This is a genomic window from Turicibacter sp. St.80E1 (assembly GCF_059728495.1).
In genome coordinates this window covers 896,085-919,532 of the sequence record NZ_AP039386.1, presented here as the reverse complement: position 1 = coordinate 919,532, position 23,448 = coordinate 896,085, and the positions used below count along the sequence as shown (strand labels likewise).

General features: G+C 37.4%; 25 protein-coding genes and 1 riboswitch. Of the genes, 6 read left to right on the top strand and 19 right to left on the bottom strand.

Annotation, left to right across the window (positions count from 1 at the left end):
* Positions 1-33: 33 nt before the first annotated feature.
* The 6 genes from AC6I0I_RS04565 to AC6I0I_RS04540 all read right to left on the bottom strand — a co-directional run bounded on the left by AC6I0I_RS04565 (position 34) and on the right by AC6I0I_RS04540 (position 4,917).
* Positions 34-1,020: a serine hydrolase domain-containing protein gene (locus AC6I0I_RS04565; RefSeq protein ID WP_161832728.1), complete on the bottom strand. Its 987-nt coding sequence runs from the start codon at positions 1,018-1,020 to the stop codon at positions 34-36.
* A gap of 139 nt (positions 1,021-1,159) precedes the next feature.
* Entirely contained in the window at positions 1,160-1,315 is a 156-nt protein-coding gene (locus AC6I0I_RS04560; protein WP_262953691.1) for a hypothetical protein, read from the bottom strand.
* Between the two features lie 88 nt (positions 1,316-1,403).
* Positions 1,404-2,102 carry a restriction endonuclease gene (locus AC6I0I_RS04555; protein ID WP_262953692.1) on the bottom strand — a complete coding sequence of 233 codons (699 nt, stop codon included), beginning with the start codon at positions 2,100-2,102 and terminating at the stop codon, positions 1,404-1,406.
* 74 nt (positions 2,103-2,176) lie between these two features.
* On the bottom strand, positions 2,177-2,548 hold the full coding sequence (locus AC6I0I_RS04550) for a YccF domain-containing protein (RefSeq protein WP_161832730.1): 372 nt from the start codon (positions 2,546-2,548) through the stop codon (positions 2,177-2,179).
* A 42-nt stretch (positions 2,549-2,590) separates the two neighbouring features.
* Positions 2,591-3,964, bottom strand: a complete 1,374-nt coding sequence (locus AC6I0I_RS04545) for an aldehyde dehydrogenase (RefSeq protein WP_262953693.1) — start codon at positions 3,962-3,964, stop codon at positions 2,591-2,593.
* 50 nt (positions 3,965-4,014) lie between these two features.
* Positions 4,015-4,917, bottom strand: coding sequence for a magnesium transporter CorA family protein (locus tag AC6I0I_RS04540; protein WP_161832732.1), 903 nt, complete (start codon positions 4,915-4,917; stop codon positions 4,015-4,017).
* Between the two features lie 413 nt (positions 4,918-5,330).
* Here AC6I0I_RS04540 and AC6I0I_RS04535 point away from each other — a divergent pair, with 413 nt between their 5' ends.
* The gene (locus tag AC6I0I_RS04535; RefSeq protein WP_161832733.1) at positions 5,331-6,077 is read left to right on the top strand and encodes a beta/alpha barrel domain-containing protein; all 747 of its coding nucleotides are present in this window, start codon (positions 5,331-5,333) and stop codon (positions 6,075-6,077) included.
* A gap of 77 nt (positions 6,078-6,154) precedes the next feature.
* Here AC6I0I_RS04535 and AC6I0I_RS04530 read toward each other — a convergent pair whose 3' ends face one another.
* The 4 genes from AC6I0I_RS04530 to AC6I0I_RS04515 are packed head-to-tail and all read right to left on the bottom strand — an operon-like array spanning position 6,155 to position 10,858.
* Positions 6,155-7,396: an ABC transporter permease gene (locus AC6I0I_RS04530; protein ID WP_262953694.1), complete on the bottom strand. Its 1,242-nt coding sequence runs from the start codon at positions 7,394-7,396 to the stop codon at positions 6,155-6,157.
* Positions 7,397-7,398: 2 nt separating this feature from the next.
* Positions 7,399-8,979: an HlyD family efflux transporter periplasmic adaptor subunit gene (locus AC6I0I_RS04525; RefSeq protein ID WP_262953695.1), complete on the bottom strand. Its 1,581-nt coding sequence runs from the start codon at positions 8,977-8,979 to the stop codon at positions 7,399-7,401.
* Positions 8,976-9,668 carry an ABC transporter ATP-binding protein gene (locus AC6I0I_RS04520; protein WP_161832682.1) on the bottom strand — a complete coding sequence of 231 codons (693 nt, stop codon included), beginning with the start codon at positions 9,666-9,668 and terminating at the stop codon, positions 8,976-8,978. Before AC6I0I_RS04520 ends, AC6I0I_RS04525 begins: the two co-directional genes overlap by 4 nt.
* 11 nt (positions 9,669-9,679) lie before the next feature.
* Positions 9,680-10,858 (bottom strand): efflux RND transporter periplasmic adaptor subunit, encoded by a 1,179-nt coding sequence (locus AC6I0I_RS04515; RefSeq protein WP_262953696.1) that lies wholly within the window; start codon positions 10,856-10,858, stop codon positions 9,680-9,682.
* A 172-nt stretch (positions 10,859-11,030) separates the two neighbouring features.
* Here AC6I0I_RS04515 and AC6I0I_RS04510 point away from each other — a divergent pair, with 172 nt between their 5' ends.
* From AC6I0I_RS04510 to AC6I0I_RS04500, 3 genes are all read left to right on the top strand, one after another.
* Positions 11,031-11,909, top strand: a complete 879-nt coding sequence (locus tag AC6I0I_RS04510; protein ID WP_262953697.1) for an AAA family ATPase — start codon at positions 11,031-11,033, stop codon at positions 11,907-11,909.
* A 1-nt stretch (position 11,910) separates the two neighbouring features.
* On the top strand, positions 11,911-12,648 hold the full coding sequence (locus AC6I0I_RS04505; protein ID WP_262953698.1) for a hypothetical protein: 738 nt from the start codon (positions 11,911-11,913) through the stop codon (positions 12,646-12,648).
* A gap of 117 nt (positions 12,649-12,765) precedes the next feature.
* A complete protein-coding gene (locus AC6I0I_RS04500) occupies positions 12,766-13,251 on the top strand; it encodes a hypothetical protein (RefSeq protein WP_161832686.1) in 486 nt (161 codons plus the stop codon).
* Positions 13,252-13,285: 34 nt separating this feature from the next.
* Here the strand turns inward: AC6I0I_RS04500 and AC6I0I_RS04495 are convergent, their stop codons facing one another.
* The 5 genes from AC6I0I_RS04495 to AC6I0I_RS04475 all read right to left on the bottom strand — a co-directional run bounded on the left by AC6I0I_RS04495 (position 13,286) and on the right by AC6I0I_RS04475 (position 18,366).
* Complete coding sequence (locus tag AC6I0I_RS04495) at positions 13,286-14,680, bottom strand: cation:dicarboxylate symporter family transporter (RefSeq protein ID WP_262953699.1); 1,395 nt, start codon at positions 14,678-14,680, stop codon at positions 13,286-13,288.
* Between the two features lie 105 nt (positions 14,681-14,785).
* Positions 14,786-15,511, bottom strand: a complete 726-nt coding sequence (locus AC6I0I_RS04490) for a hypothetical protein (RefSeq protein ID WP_161832688.1) — start codon at positions 15,509-15,511, stop codon at positions 14,786-14,788.
* 118 nt (positions 15,512-15,629) lie between these two features.
* Positions 15,630-17,012: an alanine/glycine:cation symporter family protein gene (locus AC6I0I_RS04485; protein WP_161832689.1), complete on the bottom strand. Its 1,383-nt coding sequence runs from the start codon at positions 17,010-17,012 to the stop codon at positions 15,630-15,632.
* Between the two features lie 159 nt (positions 17,013-17,171).
* Positions 17,172-17,262: riboswitch (glycine riboswitch) on the bottom strand.
* Positions 17,263-17,452: 190 nt separating this feature from the next.
* Positions 17,453-17,773, bottom strand: coding sequence for a LiaF transmembrane domain-containing protein (locus tag AC6I0I_RS04480; protein WP_161832690.1), 321 nt, complete (start codon positions 17,771-17,773; stop codon positions 17,453-17,455).
* Positions 17,774-17,823: 50 nt separating this feature from the next.
* Positions 17,824-18,366 carry a hypothetical protein gene (locus AC6I0I_RS04475; RefSeq protein WP_161832691.1) on the bottom strand — a complete coding sequence of 181 codons (543 nt, stop codon included), beginning with the start codon at positions 18,364-18,366 and terminating at the stop codon, positions 17,824-17,826.
* A 384-nt stretch (positions 18,367-18,750) separates the two neighbouring features.
* Between AC6I0I_RS04475 and AC6I0I_RS04470 the strand changes: the two genes are divergently transcribed.
* Complete coding sequence (locus AC6I0I_RS04470) at positions 18,751-18,939, top strand: hypothetical protein (RefSeq protein WP_262953700.1); 189 nt, start codon at positions 18,751-18,753, stop codon at positions 18,937-18,939.
* 37 nt (positions 18,940-18,976) lie between these two features.
* On the opposite strand, the gene AC6I0I_RS04465 is transcribed toward AC6I0I_RS04470, so the two are convergent.
* Positions 18,977-19,306, bottom strand: coding sequence for a cupin domain-containing protein (locus tag AC6I0I_RS04465; RefSeq protein ID WP_161832693.1), 330 nt, complete (start codon positions 19,304-19,306; stop codon positions 18,977-18,979).
* A gap of 144 nt (positions 19,307-19,450) precedes the next feature.
* Here AC6I0I_RS04465 and AC6I0I_RS04460 point away from each other — a divergent pair, with 144 nt between their 5' ends.
* On the top strand, positions 19,451-20,137 hold the full coding sequence (locus tag AC6I0I_RS04460) for an MgtC/SapB family protein (protein WP_161832694.1): 687 nt from the start codon (positions 19,451-19,453) through the stop codon (positions 20,135-20,137).
* 165 nt (positions 20,138-20,302) lie between these two features.
* Here AC6I0I_RS04460 and AC6I0I_RS04455 read toward each other — a convergent pair whose 3' ends face one another.
* The 3 genes from AC6I0I_RS04455 to AC6I0I_RS04445 all read right to left on the bottom strand — a co-directional run bounded on the left by AC6I0I_RS04455 (position 20,303) and on the right by AC6I0I_RS04445 (position 22,785).
* A complete protein-coding gene (locus AC6I0I_RS04455) occupies positions 20,303-21,106 on the bottom strand; it encodes a TPM domain-containing protein (protein WP_262953701.1) in 804 nt (267 codons plus the stop codon).
* Between the two features lie 57 nt (positions 21,107-21,163).
* Entirely contained in the window at positions 21,164-21,727 is a 564-nt protein-coding gene (locus AC6I0I_RS04450; RefSeq protein WP_161832696.1) for a LemA family protein, read from the bottom strand.
* A gap of 266 nt (positions 21,728-21,993) precedes the next feature.
* Positions 21,994-22,785: a TMEM164 family acyltransferase gene (locus tag AC6I0I_RS04445; protein ID WP_161832935.1), complete on the bottom strand. Its 792-nt coding sequence runs from the start codon at positions 22,783-22,785 to the stop codon at positions 21,994-21,996.
* Positions 22,786-23,448: the final 663 nt, after the last annotated feature.

Sequence of the window (23,448 nt, the reverse complement as noted above, 5' to 3'; positions counted from 1 at the left end):
GAGTTTATAAACAGGTTATTAGTGAGGTGACCCTTACCGATTCAAAGCATTATAAAACTTCCCATGAAGCGCCCACACATCATGCTCAAAATTACTCATCAAGGTCATAGTCCGGCACCTTTGACAATCATAGGAACTAATAAAACTCACGCCTGGATGGCTTCCCTGAATAAACGGAAGATATTGATGATCTCCTAACGCCTTTAACCAAACCCCATATCCATACCATTCTCCTTCTACTTGAGGAGATAGCATTTCACTCACCATTGATGGCGACAGAAGTCGTCCCTTTACAAGGCAAGTCCAAAAACGATCCATATCTTTCGCTGTAGTGTAGGCTCCACCTGCCCCGTTTCCTTTCACATCTAAACTATAAATATTACTATAATAGGTTTGCGATTCCTCTTCTAAACAATACCCTGTCGCACAATTTAATGGTAATCGGTCCAATTCGTAATACCCTGTATCCCCCATGTTACATGGAGTAAAAATCATTTTTTCCAAGTAGTGTTCAAATGGTTGCTTCGTCACTGCCTCAATTATTAAACTTAGGACAACATAACCTGCATGATTGTAATGAAACTTTTGCCCTTTTGGATAAACCATGCGTTTATGTAAAAATAAAGGGAGTAAATCCTCTCCACTCCTAATTCGATAATTCGGATAGTTTTCCCACATTGTCGCATAATTCTTCCCTAAGGACTCATCAAAATAATCGGGTAATCCTGAAGTATGTGTTAAAAGTTGACGGATGGTAATTGTTTTATCAATATGATGCCAGTCCATTGGCAATACTTCCCCCAATGTCTGATTTAGTGATAGAAATTTTCCTTCAATTAATTGTAAAATCGCAACGGCGATAAAAATCTTGCTTGCTGATGCCATGGAAAATTTGGTATCTAATCGATTCATTCTCTGATTAGCCAAATCTGACTCACCATAAGCCTGCTTAAATATCCATTTTCCATGTTCCTCAATGGAGATAACCCCTTTAAAATTATCTTGAACCAAATCATTCATTCACAATTCCCCTCCTTTATGCATTGATGACTCTCTTAAAATGTATTAAAAAACAGATTACTTCATGAATAAGCAATCTGTCTTTTATTAAATTTCAAATAAAAATCCTTATTCACCAATTCCTAGCCTTCCCCTTCACTCACATTCCTTTTCGCTCATGATCTGAAGATGATTTTAATATCTCATATTCATCCTCAAGATCACAATCGGCGCGTGATGCCACAACAAGACAACTGTATAAGGTAATTCCTATAATTCCAACGGCGGATCCTACAATAAAACCACTCCAAAACATGCCACCACCTCCCTTCCTCTTAGAGAGATTGTTCCAATCGCATTTATTTCCTACTTTCCTAATATATGCCTAAAGATTAAAAAAGGAATCAGGCAAAAAGTGTGGAAAATGAAGCGGTAGACTTCCCATCTTTTAATTCATCTAAGAGTTGATAAAATTCATAACCATTCATGGTTTCTACACCATTTCGACCGGCAAATAATAAGGCTTCTTCTTCGAAATCACTTGTACTGATAACGAGTGAAAGATCCGCCTGAACCTCATAATCCTTTACACTTCCATAAAATTCACGAATCTCATTTAAAGTGACTAATTCGCCTAAGGCAAATTCCAATCCTTCTGGATTTGTATATATATTTTCTATCATCGGTACCTTTTTGAAAATTTTAACGATCATTTTTTTCCCTCGATGCCAAACTGTTAAGTCATAACCTAACCGATCTGAGGGATGACTAACTTGAATATCAGAATACCCTAGTAACTCAAAACATCGCTTTAACAACTCACAAAACATCTCATCATTCATTTTAGAAAGTTGTTCAAACATGAGTAGCTGATTTAATTGAATTCGTCGTCGATCATTTTCCTTCGCATATTGTTCAACCGCTAACTTTCGCTGATTTTGCTTATACTTAATAACAAGTAAACTCATAATGGTTCCCATTAAGATAATAAGATACCAATCAAGCACCTGCCATGATTTTATCCAATCTGTAAAGCCATAAAAGAAATTAAATAAAACAAATGCAATAATTACATATGAAACATATACTATTCTTTTTTCCATCTTGTCCATCACCCCCTGTATTATAAACATCCATCCAACGTTCTAAACAAAAAAGATAAAAAAAACGCCTTATTTTAAGACGTTCTTCTTACTTCTTTTCCAAAAGGCATCAACGACAGGATGGCAAATTTAAAAGCTTGTAAAGCAAACGGGATTCCTACGATGGTCACCGTTAAAATAACAGCACTAATCAAGTTGGCAATCGCTAACTCTAATCCTCCGAAGACTACCCATAATATATTTAAAAGAAAAGTTCCCCCAGAATCATTTACCGTAACTACCTCCTTACCAAAAGGAGCTAATTGCAACGACGCGAGTTTAAAGCACTGGCGACCAATTGGAATTCCAATAATCGTAATACTCCAAAGAACACCAAAAAAACACCAAATAAGGGCGTTAACAAAACCGCCACAAATAAACCAAATCAAATTACCAAGACACGACATTTTCTCACCCCCATTCTCCATTTTATGCAACTGTACGCGTGTTTATTTCATTATTTTCTTAACCCACTTTACCCGGCTTCCATAAGGGGGAAATACCAAATGAAGCGGAATCTTTGTTGAACGCTTCACCACCGATTTACTATAAGTAAAAGTATCAAAGCTTGCTTTTCCATGATATCTTCCTACTCCAGAAGTACCGACGCCCCCAAAGGGAAGTCGATGAGAAGCCACATGCGTCACCACATCATTAATACACCCTCCACCAAATGAATAGCGATGAATCAACGACTGAGCAAATGAATGACGTTCTGAAAAAATATAAAATGCTAAGGGGCGCGGATGTTTTAAAAGGCAAGCATCAATATCTGTTAACTCCCTATAGCTTATAACCGGTAACAACGGTCCAAAGATTTCTTCATCCATTAGTGAATCTTCCAATGTGACTTGACTAAAAACAGTGGGTGCAATATAACATTCCCAGATATCAACCTCTCCCCCACAATAAATTTTTAAGCGATTCTCTTCGATGAGTGAAGCCAACCGTTTCGTGTGCGATGAATTAACAATTCGTCCATAATCATCATTTTCTAACGGGTTTTCTCCATAAAAACATTGAATGGCCCTCTTTAATTGATCTAAAAAATCATCATAAACCTCTTCGTGAACCAAAACGTAATCAGGGGCTACACAAGTTTGTCCATTATTCATAAACTTTCCCCATGTAATTCGTTGAGCCGCTAATTTTAAATGGGCAGTTTCATCCACAATCACTGGAGACTTTCCACCTAATTCTAACGTGAACGGAATAAGTTGTTCACTCGCCTTTTGCATGACTAACTTACCAACACGGACACTTCCTGTAAAAAAGATATAATCAAATGGAAGTGAAAGTAAGTGTTGATTAACAGTAACACCCCCTGTGACAATGGAGATATAATTGGCATTAAATGTTGAACTAATTAATTGAACAAGAACCCTTTCAACCGTCGGTGTCAACTCCGATGGCTTTAATATTGCCCCATTTCCTCCCGCAATTGCCCCGATTAACGGCTCAAGCAATAACTGTACAGGATAATTAAACGGAGCCATAATTAAAACGACACCATACGCAGATGCATAAACAGTCGAGGAGCCAATAAGTTGCGCACTTTCGCTCCTAACCCGACGAGGACGCATCCACTTTTTTAGACGTTTTAAAGTATAATCGATGGAAGTATACAAAAAACCAATTTCTGCTGTATACGATTCAAAGTCTGGTTTCCCTAAGTCTTCTTTTAATGCGCGCATTAACTCAGGCTCATACTTCTTAATCGCCTCTTTTAAGCGTTTTAAAGCCTCTATTCGGTCAGAAAAAGATAAGGGCCCGTGCATCGATAAATAATTTTTTTGCTTAATTAGTTGTTCATTCACGTTCATTTAATCACCCTTCTTAATAAAAAAACCTCTGCATAGCAGACGTTTCTTTTCTACTTCCTTTTACGGTGGTTTTCCTTACGGTTAATATAAAATCCAGCCATCACTGTAATAATTAACGAAATAATAAATACGATTAAAAAACCGTACGGATTATTTTGAAAAGGAACAGGAACATTCATTCCCCAAAAACTTGAAACAACCGTCGGAACAGCGATAATTACTGAAACGACCGTTAAAAACTTCATTACCATATTTAGGTTATTTGAAATAATTGTTTCAAATACGTTTAAGTTACTACTTAAAATATTTCCATAAATTTTTGACATGTCAATCGCCTGTTTATTTTCGATGATCACATCTTCTAACATCTCGGACTCTGGCGTATCATTTTTCTCTAATTTAACCAAACGCTCTAGTACAATTTGATTAGAACGTAAAGAAGAAGACAGGTAAACTAAACTTTTTTGTAAGTCTAGCATCTCAATTAAATCTTCATTTTTCGGAGAGTGCCGTAGGGCGCGCTCAACTTGACTACTTTTTCGTTCAATAACCCTTAGGTATCCTAAATATTGGATCGAAATCGTATATAAAATTTGATATATATGAGCATTAATACTCGTTGTTGGCATTTTAAGCCTTTTGGTAAAGACATTTAATTCCCTCGTGCATAACGTCAGTAACATATGATTAGTCTTTACAATTCCTAGTGGAACGGTTGAATAATACGTATCCGACTCAAAAGAGACGGGAACGTCAACGATAATCATCGTAAAATTATCTTCAATTTGGACACGTGAACGTTCCTCTTCATCGAGTGCCGTAATCACTGTCTCATATTCTAAATCATATACTTTACACAATTCTTCAACCTCTTGATGGGTTGGATCAATCAAGTTAACCCACTCAAATCCTCCGCTAGCTAATGAATTAATAAAATTCACTTCACTTCTCATCGAATCACCTCTTATCATTTCTCCCGATGTCGATCAAGATGAGCTGACATCTTTAGGATTCGTTTAATTGTCCGTATGGGAATGGAATCTTCCACGTGATGTCACCTCCTCAGAATTATCAACATAATAAAAGAACAAAAACTGACATCTTCCTAGTCTTTGTACCTTTAAAAGAAATATAACAGGATGAATTTCCTTATTTAGTATACTACTAATCTAATGAATTAGCCACTAAAGAAACGACCTTTTTCACTTTTGTCGTATAATTAGACCTCCCCCCCTCCTTTCTTTCTCTTTTCACCGCCAATTAGAAAACTTAAAATCATGAAATAAAAAAGAGTTCTCCTTAACTTTTGTCATTATTTTCGCTATAATAAAGATAAATGACGATAAAGAAAGGACGTGACGGCAACATGAATAAACCATCTATCCCTGAAAAAATTGTACCTGAGGTAACAAGCAACTTGCGTAAAAATTTCGTACGTGTTCCCGATGTCATTCGAAATGCGAGCGGAATCCGAATCTTTGGAAAACGATTAAAATCATTTATTTTTACAACAGATGTTGCAATTATAAAGAATACAAATGCAGATGCAGTTATTGCTGTCTACCCCTTCACTCCACAACCGACCATTACACAGGCCATTATGTCAGTTTCAGATATTCCGGTTATTTGTGGCGTAGGGGGCGGGCTCACCCATGGTACCCGCTCAGGTAATATTGCCTTGCACGCCGAATTCCAAGGAGCCATTGCGGTCGTGTTAAACGCCCCAACACCGCAAGAAACCATTGAATATGTTAAGGAAACCATTGACATCCCTGTTGTCGTAACCGTCGTCTCTGAACATACAGACGTTCAATCACGCATTGAAGCAGGAGCCGATATCTTAAACGTAAGTGGTGGTTCAAAAACGGCAGCGATTGTTCGTAAAATTCGCGAACAATATCCAACTATCCCAATTATTGCAACAGGAGGACCTACTGATCAATCCATCCTCGAAACCATTGCTGCGGGGGCAAACGCCATTACTTATACACCGCCAACTAACGGTGAACTGTTCCGGGTGAAAATGGATCACTACCGTGAAATAGAAAATAGTGTTCAACACCACGAACCGATCGATCGTATTCATGAAGAAGAACTTTCATTAACTGAATAATTGCCTTTTAGAGCCATCGTGACTGATGGTTCTTTTATTTATAGAAAAAAGTGTGGCGATCACCACACTTTTTTTCTTTATTCATGACGTAATGCATCAATTGGATTAAGGTTTGCTGCCTTCATTGATGGAAGCAATCCAAAAATTAGCCCGATTGCAATCGAAAATACAACTGATCCGACAGTAGCCGGAAGACTAATCGCTACCGGTGTTTGTGAAACAACGGAAATGACTTTGGCGAGTATAATTCCCGCTAAAATTCCCAAGATCCCACCTAAGCTCGTTAATACGGCCGCTTCCGTCAAAAATTGGGCTAAAATTACTCGTTTTCTTGCCCCAATAGCTTTCTTCAAACCAATCTCATTTGTACGCTCAGTCACAGAAACGAGCATAATATTCATAACCCCAATGCCTCCGACGAGGAGTGAAATACTCGCAATCCACAACAATTGCTGATTCGTTGCAGCACTTAATTCTTGTAATTGCTTCGCCTGTTCAAGAATGTCAATGGCCTGATAACTTAATGTACTATCCCAAAGCTCAGCATTTAAAATATTCGCACAATCACGTCCTACTGTTCCCATATAATCGGTATGACTCGCCTTAACCGCGACATGTTGGGGTTCATCGTATGCATACACAACCGGCCAAACAACATCTGGAAGAAAAATGTTACCACCTTGGTTTTGATGGTAGGTATAGTAATCATCAATCGAGTGAATAACAGGTTTGGATTGATTAGCCAATTCAACAACCCCAATAATAATAAACGGTTCCCCTCTTATCTCCAACGTCTGTCCAATTGGACTTTCACTTTGAAAAAGACTTGAAGCAACATCCTGATCGATAATCATATTTTTTCTAAATTCCTGGTAATCCGAATCAATAAAGAGGCGTCCCTGACGGATCACATAGCCCATGACGTTAAAATAATCCTCATCTATTCCTTTCACGCTCGGCCCTTCTAATAAGGTGCTCTTATAATAGATTCCATCTGCATAACTTCTACTCCGATACAAAGAGGCACCTTCTACATGCTCTATCGCCTTGATCTCTTCCAACGTAGCGGCAGATACTTCTTTCGTCCCATACGGAATCTGGTCTCCCTCGACTTCATATCCATCTTGACTCAACTTAACCTGTACGACATTATTCCCTGACCCAATCAAATTCTGTTTAATTTGCTCATTTGTCCCTTTAATCGTAGAAACAATGGCAATAATCGACGCAATCCCAATAATAATACCTAACATGGTTAAGAAGGAGCGCATTTTATGTGACCAAATACCTTTTAGTGATAGCCCAATATTTTCGATCATAGTTATTCCTCTCCTTCTAGCATCACCTTAGCTTTTAACCCGTCCTTAATATTTTTAGTATACGGGAAGGCTAAATGATCTTCCTCGTTTACTCCCGAAAGAATTTCGATATACGAACCGTAAATAACCTTTCCTGTCTGAACACGTTCTTTGACTAAACGTTTATTCTGATCCACCTTATAAACAAATTTTTGGCCGTGATCCTCGCCGACATAGGCCATGTCGATGTAAAGAGTTTGTCCTTCCTCCTGCGGCGATTTTAGTGTGACTGACACATTCATATTTGGGCTTAATTGTTGATCTCCTTCAATGGTCGCAACAAATGGATAACGTGACACTTTCGGACCCCAATCTTGATTATCTTCAACAGGGTAGGGATAAATCTCTGTAATTCGTGCTTCATAGCTCATCCCCGTTTCATAAGACTGGATATCTACTACTTGACCGACATCTACCTTAGCCAATTGATATTCATTGAGCGTTCCCTTTAAGTAAAAGCCTTCATCACTTGTGACCACAAGAAGCGGGGTCCCATCGTCTATTTTAGACGGAAGGTCCTCTACCTTTTTTACAACACCGTTGACGCTACTTCGAACGGTCAATTGTTCGATTTCTTTTTTAATTTGTTGCTCCTTTAAGAGCGCTTCTTTATAATCCAACTCCAACCCTCTAACAGCTGACCGTTTCTCTTGAATCAATTGTTGAAGCTCCTCTTTTGAATAAGTATCCTCACCTTCTGTCCCATCTTGAACAGGTTCTTCGTCATCGGGTTGAGCAGCAGGAGGCTCCACCGAAATTGGCGGTTCCTCTTGACCTGGAACCTTCTCACCATCTGGCTCTAGGATTTCATCCTTTATCAGGGATAAGTAGTCTCCCACGCTCATCGAAACAACCCCCTCTGGAATTTTCAACCCTTCTCCATCAATGAAAAACGATTCTTTGTTTCCATCATCTGAAAGAACGATTAAATTTAATTTCATTGGGGCAAAAACGGTGGTTTTTCCTACCTCATCTAATCCCTTTAAACGATATAAAAATGAAACATGTAACCGGTCTTTTTGATGAGCTTCTACTTGATACGTTCCATCCTCTAATGGGAAAAATTCGGAGTTATAATTTAACCCTTCTTTCGCATCCGTTCCCTCTTCCTGAGACGCTGTAACTGCCTTCGCCTGGTTGCTTCCTGTCGCAAAAGAACTCATCGATTGTAAGTTTTTCAACTCTTTTTTTGCCAATTGAATTTGAACATCTAACCCTTTAACTTTAGATTGTTGAACCTGTAATTCTAATTCTTTCAAACTTTGGTCATAAACAATTAAGGGGTCACCTACTTGTACCCGATCTCCCTCAGCAACTAAAACCTCTTTAACTGTTTTAAAATTCTCAAGCATGACCTCTTGGGTCATATTCGAGGCAATATACCCTGAAGATTCTTCTAAATCCCCCCACCATGAGGTACTTAAGTGGGCGACGGGAATCGTTTCAATTTCATTTGAACGCATAAATGTTAGATAGCAACCTATCCCTCCTATTAAAAGGATAAAAAGCATACCACCGAACATAAGTAATTTCTTCTTTTTCACCATTCCCATCTCCCTTTAACAGCCGAATGAATGAGCTCACCGTCTAAAATTGCAATCTGTCGATTCGCTGCCTGCGCTACCTTTGCGTCGTGAGTAATCATAACAATAGTAACGCCTTCATCATTTAATTGTCTAAATAAGTCCATAATTTGTACCCCTGATTTACTATCTAACGCTCCTGTTGGTTCATCTGCTAACAAAAGAGATGGATGATTTACAATTGCTCGTGCAATCGCAACGCGTTGCTTCTGCCCACCTGATAATTGCGTAGGCTTAAAATGAAGCCGATCACCGAGTCCAACCCTTTCAAGTGCCTGTATCGCGCGCCGACGGCGTTCACTTTTAGGAATTTTGGCATACGTCAAGGGTAACTCAACATTTTCAAGCGCACTTTGCGAAGATAAAAGTTGAAAATTTTGAAAAACAAATCCGATTTCATTTAATCGCAAGTCCGAAAGTTCGTCCTCAGATAAAGATAGAACATCTTTTCCATTCAAAAAGTAGTCACCCGATGTTGGCAAATCAAGACATCCTAAAATATTCATCAGTGTCGATTTTCCTGAACCCGAAGGTCCCATAACGGCGACATAATCACCCATTTCAACTGAAAAATTTATATTTTTTAACACTTCTACTTTTAATTTATCCTGAAAATAATTTTTTTGTATATTTTTCGCCTCTAATAGCATTTTTTACCCCCCTATTCCTCAACCTCGGTTAATGAGCCATTTTGCATTTTCTCGCATGCAATCCCTTCTTTAACTTGCTCGTCGGGAAAGGCAATATAATCATCCCCTGTTAATCCATCTAAAATTTCATATCGTTGTTGTTGCTCATCATAAGCTCCTAATTGCACTTCGCGTTTTTCTAATTTATGATCATTTTCTACGTATACGTAGCTTTTATCATCTTCATTCATCAAATAGTAGTCATAAAGCCATATCCCCTCGGATGACTGATCCTGCCCCTCATCTAATTCCACGTAGACGTGTTGGCCTAAAATTAAATTTTCTGTCGATTCTAATTCAACATAAAAAGGATAATTGGTTGCCACCTCTGAACTTCCGCCCATATTTAAATCATTCGGGGTGAGCATATTATTTAAATCAATCATGGTTATTTTTCCTTTCCATGTTTGTTCCTTATTTACCCGTGATCGAACGATGACAGGCTGTTCTACCTGTAATTGTGAAACACTTTGCTCACTAACTGTTCCCTTAATGCGATAGTTGGTCATCGATAACAAGGTCATGTAGCTTTCGCCATTTCCCTCTGAAGCAGTGGCATCGCCCCCAATTGATTTAACAACACCTGTAACTGTACTTTTAACCACCGAATTTTCAACAGATGATTTTAATTGTTCGACTTCAACCTGTTTACTTTTCCTATCATACTCCGCCTGCTTTAGTTCATTCTGTGTCGTTAAAATTTGTGCTTTATGTTCAAGGCTTAATTCGTTTGCTCCTACTGAGGCATTATTGAGTAAACCTACCTGCTCATTTAAATCTGTTATAGATGCACTTAGCCGTTCTAACTCTAATTCAGCATGACTTAACTGTAGCTCGAGTTCCCCCGTCTCATAAGAAAATAGTGGTGTCCCCTCTTCAACTAAATCGCCAACCTTTACGTAAACGTCTTTAATGACACGGTCCATATTTCGTTTTACCTCTGTTGTCTCTTGTGGTTCAACAATCCCGCTGTATCTTTGAAAAAGTCCAGATCCACTCCCTAATTGATGAATAGATGAGACGGATTCAACATACACGATCCCCTCTTCATTATTTTTTAGAGACTTTCTTGCAAAAAAAGTACATGGAATTAAAATACCTAACACGCAAAGTACACAAAGCAAGACTATCTTTTTCTTATTCTTCCTCATTTTTACAATACCTCCTATTTTTTTCTAAATTATATCACTATTTGAGTTTAAGAGGCAACCTAAATTCATCATTATTCCCTTTAATTGAAAGACGATGACCTAGTCTTCACTCACCATGGCCGTAATTTCATCATATGATATAGTAAATTCCCCTAAAATGGAGGCGGTCTTAGTGAAGATTAAATCATTACGCGTTAGTACCCCCAATGGCTTGTGCGTCAACGTCACGACCCCCGTTCCCCTGACGCTACTCGTCGGTCTATCTGGTTCAGGAAAAAGTCAAATTTTGTTTTACATTTATAGCCTGTTTCAGCTCTTAGCAGGACACTCCATAAAAGGTCTAGCAAACGGAGAATACGAAATGTGTTTTATCCTCAATCAAAAAGAGTACCGTTACCTCGTCTACATCAATGATAATTACCCCATCATTCAACACTTATGGAACTCTGCCGACTCCTCATCCCCAACATTTGAAGAATTAATTCCCCTTTTAATGCCTGTAAAATGGTTAACCTCTATTCCGCAATTTCGTCAAACCAACACCATCACCAAATCGTATCTCCTTGCAACGAAACAGCAAACTTCTGAAATTCTCTCTATTTTTCAAAGTATTTTCGACTCCGTTGAAGACATAAAGTTACTCCATCGCCCGAAAAATACTCTCGAACTCTTCTTTAAAGAAAAAGGAGGTAGCTACCTTGAAATCCACAAGATGTCTGATGGAATGCTTAAAACATTATATTATTTAACAGAATTTGTGTTAAGCGAACCGGGTACCCTCCTACTGGTCGATGAATTTGAAAACGGACTTGGATTAAACTGTATGGGTTCATTACTCGAAGAGATGATGGGACGTGATGACCTTCAGCTCATTTTAAGTAGTCACCACCCTTACGTCATTAATAATGTCCACAGTCACTTTTGGCGTATTATCACACGCCAACAAGACACGATTGAGGCGCATACCGCTGAAGAGCTTGGAATCGGGCAAACAGAATATGACAGTTTTTTTGAACTCATTAATGTCCTTTCGTTTGAAGGAGGCGTCTAACATGAAACTCTATATTCTTGTCGAAGACGGAAAATCAGGACATAAAATCATTGATCACTGGATACCCCTACTACTGCCGACCCTAACACGTGCAAAATCTATTGCAGAAATTCAAAATAATCAATACGTTCTCTATAGTGGAATGGGTTATCCTCGTCTCCTTGGAACCGATCGTTCCTCTCCCGAAAAAAACATTCTAGGGCAAACGATTGATACTATCAATCTCTATCAAACTATCGACTACCTTTTAATATTTCTAGATGGGGACGATGATGGCGTCAATCTTCGTCATCAAATCGTTCAACAAAAAATTGAAAGTTATCACCGCCCTCTCAGTTGCCCTTATGTAATCTTTGTCCAAAATAAATGTCTTGAAACTTGGTTACTCGGTAATCGGGACCTTTTCCCCACAACCCCTCTCCCTAACTTTCTCCCCTTTCTAGCCCACTACAATGTTAGCATCGATGATCCTGAACAAATGGAAAAGGACCCAAATTTCGCCTTCGCCTCTACGTCAGCTCTCTATCATGAACGCTATTTAAGAGCAATGATGCAAAACTTAGGTTACCGCTATAGTAAATCACGCCCCTGTCCTATCATGTATACAGAAAGTTTTATTAACGGTCTTAAAAAACGCATAGCTGAAACGCAACACCTTCAAAGCTTAAATAATTTTTTCATTTTTATGGATCAATTAAAGGAAAACCCACCTCATGCACCTACTCCCCCTCCACCTTAATTTAAGCTTTCTATCTTTTCATCCCCTTTTTAAAAAAACTTCACCCATGCATCTTATATCAATGATACAAAATATAGTAAAATACAAGGGAATACTACAAAGATTAGGAGAAATAAAATGAAACCAGAATGGAAAATTCAATTAAATCATACGGTGTATGGTTGCTACCAACAACAACTTATCCTTGAGAATGAACAATTCACTCGTCTAGCTACTACCCAAGAAAATATAACATTCCTTCATGACCTCATGTCGATTGAGTTAGATGACTTAAAAGAAGCTTATCTAATTGAACGAATTGACTTATTTAGGGAACACTTAAAAGCCTTAAATTTTTCGATTGAATTTTTTCATTGCTGGAATGAAGAAACGGCCAATAGCTACACAGAGTATACAAAAATTGCTCACTCTCAAGAAAATGAAATTGTAGTTTGTTATAAACAGGTCACTTTACCTCACGTAACAAAGGAAGGAAAAATAATAGATAAAATTGGTGATCTTCAGTGCATTGACAAAACAAAGTACGAAGTTGCCAAAGATTCAAAAATAGGGTCAATCAAACTACAACTACTTGATATGGGGATATCAGAAATCAAGGCATAAAAAAAAGAGCGTTTCAGTAAGAAACGCTCTTTTTTTAGTCCATTTGAACGGTTTTTCGACCGTAGTAAACCTCTTCATCAATCTGATTAAATGCTTTTCCAACTAAAACGGCTGTTGTTAATGTTCCGTTCACATTTAACATTGTACGTCCCATATCAAGAATTGGATCAATCGCAATTACACCAGCAATCAAAGGAAAATACTCCCCTAATCCCATTCCCGATAAGACAACAGATATTGCCATCGTCGCCGAACCTGGTAATCCTGCAATTCCAAATGAAGCTAACGCGATAACAATAATTAACATCATAATAAATGTTATGTCAATCGGTGTTCCCGTCATATTAGCAACCATCACCGCTACTAATGCTGGATAAATTCCGGCACACCCATTCATTCCTGCATTAGACCCTAAGCTTCCAACGAACGTTGCAGTCCCATTATCTAATCCGACATTCTCGGTTAATTTTTCAATACTCACTGGTAAAGTTCCTAATGACGATCGAGATGTAAAGGCTAAAACTAATGCATCAATTACATTATGTACATAACGAATTGGATTTAACCCTTTACACGCAATTAAAATGAAATGAACTACCATCATGAGCGCGACTCCAACATAGGTAGCCAAAATAAACCCAATAGCATCATTAATTGCAGAGATTCCGCGTCCCGCAATTGTATTGGCCAATAGAGCAATAACCGCATACGGCATCCATTTAATAATAGTCATGGCAACGCTTAATATGATTTTATAAAAGGCTTCAACTAAGTCAATAAATGGTTTAACAATCGTTTCATATTTTTTCATCTGACGCTTAGTCGCTAATCCTAAAAATGTCGCAAAAATAACAACTGCTACAATATTCCCCTCAGCCATTGCCGATACTGGATTAGATGGAATCAAGCCTTGTAAGGTATCAACAAGCGGTTGTACTTCTCGAATAGCGGCATCACCTGTCACTAACTCATATCCAACACCCAGTTTAAATACATTTCCAACAATCAATCCAATAATCGCAGCAACAATCGTTGTCGAAACAAGGGTTAATAACGTATACATCGTTAACTTCCCTAAATTTTCTCCCTGCCTCATATTTAAAATCACTCGAATGATAGAAACAAAAATTAGTGGAACAACTAACATTTTTAATAAATTCATAAATCCATTTGCAATTAAACCATACCATTTATTAATTTCCGCAATAAACGGCACTTCCAATGGATTCGTTGGATATGCCCCAACGATTTGAATTAAGATTCCTAAAATAAGCCCCAATCCAGTAGCTGACAGCATACGTGTTGAAAACTTTACCTTTTTCTTCTCCATGTGTTTCATGACACCAAATAAGATAACGAGTACCCCAATAAAAATAATCGTCCTTATATCCGTTAAATATAAGAAATCTTTAAAAAATGCGCTTTGCATAAACGATGAAATCCTCCTCATTCTATCAAATACTAATATTTTACTTAAAATAATAGTTTTTTACAAGTATTTTACGTGTTTTCTCCCCACAGTCAATTTTTCAACCTAATCTTGTCTTAAAAAAGAAATAAAATCATTAGGATGCATATTATCAATGTATTGTGCGATTAAAAATTCGTCCCGGATTGATGAATGAGAATTAACATACTCTTCATAAATAAGCCTAATCTGATTTTCTACCTCATCCGACTGAACCTCATAAAAGTCTTGATAGCCATTTGAAGTAAACAAATTCGTTCCAATGAACATTTTATTATCGATGAGATACAAGCTTGGCAATAAATCTAAAAAACCATCTTTCATCACCTTGAAATCACAATGTTTCTTTATATTCGAAACCTTAATAAGTGCCCGATGATTTAATAAAATATACATCCAAAAGCACAGCAAAATAACCCCTGTAAATAAAGTGACTTTTAAGAAAAAAGAATGCATGGGTTGAAGAAATAATAAAGAGAACGCAATGATCATGATGAGACAAATAAATTTTTGATATTTAAACTTTAATTCCCTTTTTACATCTATCTCTATCTGTAAAGATTCAAATAAAACATCATGGAAGAAACTTGTAAATTGTTCTGGAGCAAGCATTAACGCCTTTTTAGATAAAATGATTTGAGTATTTTTCAATAGATTGATATCCAGTGTGGAGTAAACATGAGGGTCAATTTTTTCAACATAAATGGTGACATTCTCCTTGGCCTGTCTTAAATGTTCATAAAGTTCGGCTACTGAGCACGAACGCAATGAGTCGTATTTTTTTAAATCCATTTAATGACATCCTTTCCTATTTCTTTTCTCCTATTATGGGTCAAATCTGTCATTTTATATCAAACTAATTACTTTTTTTATTTCATCAGCACAAAAAAAGTAGTGATCCACTCACTACTTATAATTCTATTGATTCCAAGTTATTGTTAGGCTGTTTAATGTGATTCAAGTATAATTGTGTTTCTGAAACAACAACCCCACTTAAGGCAATAATCGCTACTAAATTAGGAAGCGCCATGAGACCATTAACAATATCGGCAATTAACCAAACGGCCTCTAACTGTAAAAAGGCGCCACTTCCAATCATCACAACAAAAATAATACGATAAGGCGTTATACTTTTGACACCGAATAAAAACTGACAACAACGTTCCCCGTAATAGTTCCACCCTAAAATGGTTGTAAAAGCAAATAAACTTAAACAAATCATTAATAGAATAGAACCTAATGGGACTCCCCAAATAGTTGGTAAAACAGTATTAAATGCCCTCTCTGTTAAAGAACTTGCAACTACACCCTCCATCTGCCAAACACCGGTAACCATCAATGTTAAACCTGTTAATGTACAAATAATCAAACTGTCAATAAACGTCCCGGTCATCGAGATAAGGCCCTGTTCTGCCGCCCACTCCGTTTTTGCTGCAGCAGCTGCAATAGGTGCACTTCCAAGTCCTGACTCATTTGAAAAGACACCTCGCGCCACACCATTACGAATTGCCATCGCCACAGTTGCCCCCGCAAAACCACCTGTTGCAGCTGTCATATTAAAAGCCCCTTTAAAAATCATTTCAAACGCAGGTATAATAGACTGATAATTAATAATCAAAATAAACACACAAATGATCAAATAGCTTGTTGCCATAACCGGGACCACTTTTTCTGCTACCTTAGAAATGGACTTAATCCCACCGAATGTAACAATTAAAACAATACCCGCTAAAATAAGACCCACAATCTCTGCTTTAATATGGAGGGTACTTTCAATACTAGATGTAATCGCGTTTACCTGGGTAAACGTTCCGATTCCAAGTAAAGCTACTAAAATTCCACTAAAAGCAAAAAACACCGCTAATGGTTTATATTTTTTACCCATTCCATTCGTAATATAATACATAGGTCCACCCGCAACCTCTTGATTTTCATCTAATTGGCGGTACTTAATAGCTAGAACACCTTCGGCATACTTCGTTGCCATCCCAAAAAATGCTGCTAACCACATCCAAAATAATGAACCGGGTCCACCTGCAGCCAATGCTGTCGCAACTCCTATAATGTTCCCTGTTCCTACAGTAGCTGCTAATGCTGTGCATAAAGCACTAAACGAGGAAATGTCCCCCTCTCCAGAGTTTTCAGATTTAAAAATTAACGTTAAAGCATGTGGTAATTTAATCAACTGAATGAGTTTCAGTCGAATGGTCAACAGTATTCCGGTTCCAACTAATAATACGAGTAATGGTGGTCCCCAAATAAAACTATCTAACTGGTCTAAAAAATTAATCATCTTATCGTCTCCTTTTTCACACCCGGCGGGTTGCCTAAAGAGGGATGTTTTTTTTAAAGCTCTCACGTCTCCTAACCACAAAAAAAGAGTCATCAATAAGATGACCCTGGAGTGGCGTAGGATAAAATTGAGCACGCTTTAAAAAACGTCTCAAAAATCGATCCGATCCCTGTCCTTTTGCCTGAGAGATTGAGCAGTTTGCCTTGCCCCTTCGGCGCCTAAATCAATAGGTCTCTCCAGAGTTCCGTCCACTTTACAGTCCACACTTACAACTAAGTACCTGAGAGTATGACTCCTTCGGTGTTCCACTAAGGGAAGCTCTTCTATAAAGTTTCAACCGGTGTTTATTAATATATACTTATTGTACCCCCCTCGCTATAAAAACGCAAGGTTACATTTAAATATTTTCTCATTTAAAAAATTCCATGAAAAAAGAGAGGTTACTCCCCTCCCCCTTCGTTAGAACGGATAAAAATTAAAGTAGCGCCAACGATAATTAATAAGACCGGAACAACAAGTTCCGCAGATAATAAATTCCAACTAGATAATAACAGGAGTCCTCCTACGGATAACCCTATAACATTCAAACGCTTCACCCCTTCTTCTAGGATGTTGCATAATGAAGGGACAATAATAAACAATGTCCACCACCCGCAAAAGAAAAATTCAAAATTCCAAAGATGTAAGGAGTCACCAAAAAATCCGATTCCTACAGCAATGAGTAGGCACCCCCAAAACATATCGATGCGACTTAATTTCATAAGCATCACGCTCCCTAAGGAAACATATGCTTTGCCTTACATCACTATACCTAATTGAGATAATCAGTCAGTACTTTTTTCACCCATTGATCATCGATATCAAGCTTCCAACCTAAATAAGAACGTACAAAAGGAATTTCTACGCTCAACCGTTTAGTCGGACGATCCTTATCTTTTGTTTGGGTTAAAATCATTGCCAACTGCCGTGTCATCGTTCCCTGCACCCGATCATTCACAAGATCATCAATAACGCGTCGCCAATCAGATAACGTATTTTTCAAAATATCATTGCGCTCATCGATGATTAATTGGGGAATATCAATCACTTCAAACTCTGCCTCTACCCAAGCCTCATTTTCTACAAAATGAGTTTGACCTACCGTGTATTCTAACGTGTTCAAGACTTCTTGCGCAATCACCCTCTGATCCTCATCTAAATCTAATTTATTAGAATCTAAAATAGCCGTATATTCCGTCTCCTTCAAATAATAAAGTCCCCCTCTAACTAACCATTGGGGTAATTGAAAATAGACAACGATTCCCACGAGTAAAATAATTACCATGCTACATAAAATGACTAATCTTTTTTTCATTCCTCACACTCCTTTAATACCTTTAACAATAGGACTCTTTATTCATTTTAAAAAACATCCTCCATTAAAACAACGCTTCTTCCCTCAAAAGGTAAAAATCTTTCCATTTTTCTTCTAAAATTCTTTCCCTAAAACGACATTCTTTAAAAATAAGACATTTTCTTAATTTATCAGACATATCATTTAATAGACAGATCAGATATGACACACAATCCCTTTAACAATTTACCTCACACAAAACATACAACAGATCCATCTATTTCTATCTAATAGACACATCTCATTCTATCAACCATCACGAGAGGACCCATAATCTATCGCCTAGCAATTAGATAGCCGAATTTTGATAGATTATCATTTCCTCATGATAAAGGAGGTCTATAAATGATTAAAATTTTTTCAAGTACAGCAGGTGAAGAAATTTTGGTATCAACAATTAATAAATGGTTAGAAGAACATCCTAATGTTTACATTCAATCTTTTAATTACCATACTTACTATAAAACTTCATTTGCAAGTGAAGATGAATTAGTTTATAGCTTTGTTATTAATTACATGACTATAAATAATTAAAAAGGGGGACCTACACTGTAGGTCTCCTTTTCACCCTTTAACTTAATGGTGCTGAGAGTATCACAAGAATCTGCGCAGGGGTTAGTGCAACCAACTCATGCACCACACGGGCGTCAAATGATAACATCGTTTTTTCAGTTAATTCAAATACACCATCGTCGGCTAATGGAATATTCTCCATTTCAAATGACATTTTCACGCTTCCTTTTAATACAATAACGGTTGCATAACCATTATGACGATGCTTTGATAAGCCTTCTCCTGTCTCAAAATTAAATTGTACACACTTATATTTGTCATTCGTTGTTAATAATTCTTTTCTTGATGATAATTGGCCTAAATCAATAAATTGTACTTTACTTTCCATTTTCAAATGACCTCCATCATGCTCAATTAACCAAAAATCTCTTCTTTAGAATGGCCTTCCCCTTAATAAATATTCTTATTTTTTTTCTTTTTAGGCCTGATGAAGCATACAATTTTAAGAGGACTTTAACGGGGAGGAACACTTATGGATTATCAATTATTTACCGACACAATACTTAGGACACTACTTTCAATGTTTATCGGAGGACTCATCGGATGGGAACGTGAAAACACCCATCGTCCTGCAGGGTTGAGAACACATATGCTCGTATCCGTCGGTGCTTGCGTCGTCATGCAATTAGGCGCCTATAATTCCACGCATATCGCTGCCCAGTTTAACATCGATCCGTCACGGCTTGGAGCACAGGTGATATCTGGAATTGGTTTTTTAGGTGCTGGGACAATCATTAAAGAAGGGACAACAATTAAGGGATTAACGACTGCAGCTAGCCTTTGGGTTGTTGCCTGCTTAGGGTTAACCATCGGAGCCGGAGCATATATTCTCGCCATCGTCGGATCCCTTTCCGTTTTAATCACGTTAACCGTCTTCGAACATGCCTCATCATTTATTCCCTTTGGAAAATACCGACGCTTCTCTATCCATATTAAATGCAAAGAATTAACCGAAACTCTTCAGTTTTTAAATGAAATCTCCCTTAAATATCACGCTAAAATACTTGATCTTGAACTTATCTCCGTGATGGGGGATATTCGTGAAATATCTTTTCATCTTTCCACTAAACGATTAAACAAATCACTCGACTCAACAACCCTATTTTCTGACATGAATCAAAATGAAAAAATCATCTCTATTAAACTAACCGAATATTAAAAAGGAGCTTAAACCTAGTTTAAGCTCCTTTTTAAAGCCATCTAACCTACTCACTATCAAACGAATACCGTTAGAAATAAATTTCCTACAATTAACAAAGAGAGTGCCCACCTTACGCACCTTATAAAAGGTTCTTCCATCATACTGCCACTTTAATGTCATCAACTAAAACTTTCTTGAGGCACCCCCGCCACCCGATTGGCCGCCTCCCCCCCGTGAGGATGAAGAATCAGATGTTGAAGAAGAGGAGACATTAGAAAAAATACTTAATATCACAAATAACGTATCTATAGCATCCAGTCCAAGGATTCGGCAGATAAAGAGATAGATAACAAACGTCACCACAAAGCCCACCATCATAAAAACGGGATGAATTGAGGCCCCCTCATCAATCGATGTAAGATGCCCCTCAAAAATATCTTCATATCCATACTCCTCTTGAACGGCGAGGACCAATTGATTAAAAATATTAGTGATTGCTTCCGAATAGTCCCCTAATGATAGATCATTCATGGAGGCATCAATGATTCGCCCAACTTTTCCATCAGGCAAAATCCCTTCTAATCCATAACCTACTTCCACGCGTATCTCTCTATCTTTTACTGCTAATAAAACGAGCACGCCATTATCATATTGCCTATTTCCGAGTTTCATCATCTCAAACTGATTCACAGCATAACTTTCGATGTCTTTCCCCTCTAAACTATTAAGGGTTACAACCGCTAATTGTGGTTGCTCCTTCGTTTTTTCAAATGCACGATTAATCGTTAAAATATGTTCCTTTGCCTGTTCACTCAATACGTGCGCCTGATCCGTCACATAAAAATTTTCGGATGGTTGAATAGCGGCTTGTCCTTTAAGTGGCCAAAAAGCAGCACAACTGCTTATAAAGCACACGAGAACGAAAAAGCGAATGAACCTTTTGAAATTCCGACATACTACTACATGTTTATTATTTATAATTTGCATTCATAACATCCCCTTAACTACCCGAAAAAAGGTTGCTCTCCATGCAACCCTTCCTTCTTAAAACTCTACATTTGGAGCCTGTTCCGCACCAGATTGTGCCTCAAAATAATCTCGTTTTTCTACACCCATTAAACGTGCAACGACACTTGTTGGGAACTTACGAATTTTTGAGTTAAACATTTTAACCGATTCATTGTAACGATTACGCTCTACACTAATTCGATTTTCCGTTCCTGCTAATTCATCCATTAATGTTTGGAATTGAGCATCAGCCTTTAAGGCCGGATAGTTTTCAGTAATCATCAATAACCTTGAAAGTGCACCTTCTAATTCATTAGATGCTTCAACCTTATCGTTGATTGTCTTTGCACCAGCTAGTTTTGCACGAGAATCTGCGATTGATGTAAAAACTTCTTTCTCATGCTCCATATAACCTTTTGTTGCATTAACTAAATTGGGAATTAAATCAAATCGACGTTGTAATTGAGTTTCTACCGCAGCAAACTGTCCATCTACATTTTCCTCAGCAGAGACAATCCCGTTATAACTTGAAATAAAAAAACCTGCTATAACCACAATGATAAATAAAATACCCATTATAATTGGTGCTGATTTTTTCATCCAAACATCCCCTTTATTTTCAATTTTATATGATTATTATAACATAAATGAAAGTTTATTAAACATCTATTGCCTTTTTTATTAAATCTTTCCCTAAGGAAGGAGAACGCGAAACCAAATGAACCTAACCTAATCCTCAGCCATAATTTTTAACTTAAAAAAGCTAATCTCTCCAGTATCAAATCAAAAGGGTCCCTTTTTATCGCTTTTCTTCTCGAGTGATCAATGACAAATAATCTTGCGCGCCTATTACTTTCACAGGGATTTCATTTAGAGGTTGTCTCCTCTTGTCGTTTAGTGACCACCCTATGTGTGAAAAAGAACTTTATCCCCATCATAAATAGGGCAGGTGCTAACAGATAACTCGTAATTGCCAATAGGGTATATAAAGACGGTTGATACCGGTAAATGTCCTGAACAAACGCAATTGGAATCCGTAATGGTTTCTGGATAATCATCAAATTAGCTTCATAATATTTATTTAAAATAAGGCAAATCATCGTTGCCCCCAAAAAATAGGCACTAAAGTAACCGTAGCTTTTCAAACAAATTAACTCTGGCACATAGCGAAGGTATAAAACATTTAAGTAAATCATGAGAACATGAAATATTAAACTATGAAGACTTAAAAAATGCCAGATGGGATAATTCATCAAAGACGTTGTGGGCATCAATAAAAAACTAACACCCCCAACAATCCCCCCTATTATAATAAACGACTCCCCTAACCTTTTAATAACCCCTTTCCCGTAGCCACTCATAAAAGACGCATAAATAAATAATGAACAAAAGGAAAGAGGAAGCCATGAATCGATTTCAGTATATCCATAATAAAACTTGTACCCTATTTTAACTAATTCTAACAAAGTAACAACCCAAGCAATCACGCGTGTAACTCTTATTAAATGATTTTCAGATAAATAGCGAAAGGACACGCGTAATCCGATGACCAACGCGAAAACACAGATAAATAAGGCTACTAAATGAGGAAGAGTAAACATCCCCGCCGCATCATACTCATGTAAAGGAGCAAAAATAGGAACTTGCATAAACTCCATAAAAACCCGCCTCCTTCTAATTTCAAACCATAACCTCAAAGCTAAAAAAAGTTACCCCTTAAAACTATTCGACCCATAGATTAAGACATAAATTCTTTGTGTTGTTAATGTGCATCCCCCTCCCATTTCCTAATAATTATCCGTATCAGCAGGAGGAAAGAGCATCTATCAAAAATAATATAACAAAACTCGACAAAATACTACTTATTTTAATCCCTAATCATCACGAGTAGGGATTAAAAATGAAAATAAAGTTTGAGTAGGTTGTTCAGGTGAGATGGGATTAAGAATAAATAAAAATATAGATTCCTAAAAGAATTCTCATACCATCTACTTCAATCCTCTACACTACATATAATATGTGTGCTTACCTAATTAATCTACTAAAAAGGAGAATTTTGTCGCTTAAACTTTAAATTCATACTATTCTTTACCTCTCTGAAAAATAGAAGATCTATATGGTTTATTTTTTTATACCTATCCCCTTTTCCTGACCCAATGAGAGCTCGAAAAAAATGCCTACACAAAGGGGACCTAATCCTGGCATTTGACAACTATTCGACTCTCGCCCGTCATCCTCCGTTGAAAAAAGATATTTTTAAAACCGTCTGACTTGAAATCGACAACCCCTTCCTTAAGAATCGTCATTATTAAAAAAAAAGA